At 52.6% G+C, this 1,360-nt stretch carries 3 protein-coding genes and 1 pseudogene; 2 read left to right on the top strand and 2 right to left on the bottom strand.

Going from position 1 to position 1,360, the window contains the following annotated elements:
• Positions 1 to 157: 157 nt before the first annotated feature.
• Positions 158 to 643, bottom strand: a pseudogene (locus V6D20_12870) (transposase).
• Positions 644 to 775 (bottom strand): hypothetical protein, encoded by a 132-nt coding sequence (locus V6D20_12875; GenBank protein ID HEY9816674.1) that lies wholly within the window; start codon positions 773 to 775, stop codon positions 644 to 646.
• A 122-nt stretch (positions 776 to 897) separates the two neighbouring features.
• Between V6D20_12875 and V6D20_12880 the strand changes: the two genes are divergently transcribed.
• Both V6D20_12880 and V6D20_12885 read left to right on the top strand, forming a co-directional pair.
• The gene (locus V6D20_12880; GenBank protein ID HEY9816675.1) at positions 898 to 1,071 is read left to right on the top strand and encodes a hypothetical protein; all 174 of its coding nucleotides are present in this window, start codon (positions 898 to 900) and stop codon (positions 1,069 to 1,071) included.
• Positions 1,072 to 1,079: 8 nt separating this feature from the next.
• Positions 1,080 to 1,360: PIN domain-containing protein (locus tag V6D20_12885; GenBank protein HEY9816676.1), on the top strand; the 281-nt coding region annotated here is incomplete at its 3' end.

A 1,360-nucleotide genomic window follows, 5' to 3' on the forward strand; every position in this document is an offset into this window, starting at 1 on the left:
GCAACTCCTGCCACAGCCCTCCAATCAGGGCATCCTTTTCGGCGTGGCTTAGGTCATCGAGAGGGGGTAGTTCCTTCATGGCAAAAGTTTATCATCTTCTGTCAAAGACCTGCTGAGGTCAACCTAGTTGAGCAATTACGAATCGCGCAAGTCATTCTTAGTCATACCACAGCCCCAGCAGCTCCTTATGACCGGACAGATTGACCCCTAAGGCTAGGTGGATGGCCTTGTTGATCACCCGCCCGTCCTGACGCACCTTGACCACCAGGGCGTCGAAATAGACCATTGGGTATACCGCATCAAGACTCCGATTCTACCAGGCTTTGCGCTCTGCCTCCACTGCCTCGGTTACCGTGGAGACTAGGGTGTGGGAGACGTTGACGCCATACAAGTCCTGCAACTGCGCCTGGATATCGCGGGTGGTTATCCCTCGGGCATACAACGACAGAATCTTGCCATCAAAACCGGTAAAGCGAGTCTGGCCCTTCTCGATGAGCCGGGGGTCAAAGGAGCCGTTTCGGTCTCGGGGAATGCCGATCTCGGCTTCACCAAACTCACCCTTGATCGTTTTCTTGCTCGCACCGTTGCAGCGATTCTTAGGGCTACTGGCGTCAGCCTCAGCTTTTTTCGGTGAGGTGGTGATCTACTCAGCACTCAGGCAGCGTTCTACTAGAGCTTTGGTCAACTGTTTGAAGATGCCACCTTCGCCCATCAGGTCGTCAGGGCACTGGTCGTCTTTGAGTAACTCGTCGATGAGTTCGGGACGAAAGGTCATCGGTCATGCCCTGGGTAGTTAGTTCATTAGATCTTGTTTTGACCTCTAACACAAACTAATTTACATTCCCGAACGCCAAGGTCAGGATAGTATCCGCATGAACGATCAGTGGCGCATTTTTTATGTGGATCGCCGAATTTCTCTACCAAAAACAACTTCCCTCTCCTCAATCCCAGTCCATCCCCCCAGGTACCCTCACCGGACTGCGGGGCATCGCCAAACAGACCGAACCAGCCCCTAGCGATGAGGAACTGCAAACCGACTACACCGACTATCTCACCCAAAAATACCAGTAAGCCTGCCCGTGAAAATTCTCATGGACACCAACACCGTTCTAGACCTCATCCTAGAGCGGCAACCCTTTGTCGAGAACGCAGTTCTCATCTTCGAGCAAATTGAACGCGGCAACTTAGCGGGTTATAGTGCGGCTCCCACCATCACCAATATTTTTTACATCCTCCGTAAAGCCAAAGGTCGCGACGTTGCCCTTGCGTCCATTCATCGACTCCTGATCGGCCTTCAGTTTTGTGCCGTCGATCGCCAGACCATTGAAACTGCTCTCAGCCTTGACCTGAAAGACTTTGA

It is taken from the genome of Candidatus Obscuribacterales bacterium, from assembly GCA_036703605.1.
Lineage (GTDB): Bacteria > Cyanobacteriota > Cyanobacteriia > RECH01 > RECH01 > RECH01.

What these genes read in the sequence shown, in the direction of transcription:
- V6D20_12875 (HEY9816674.1), bottom strand. Translation starts at nt 775, where the DNA reads ATGACCTTTCGTCCCGAACTCATCGACGAGTTACTCAAAGACGACCAG.
- V6D20_12880 (HEY9816675.1), top strand. Translation starts at nt 898, where the DNA reads ATGTGGATCGCCGAATTTCTCTACCAAAAACAACTTCCCTCTCCTCAA.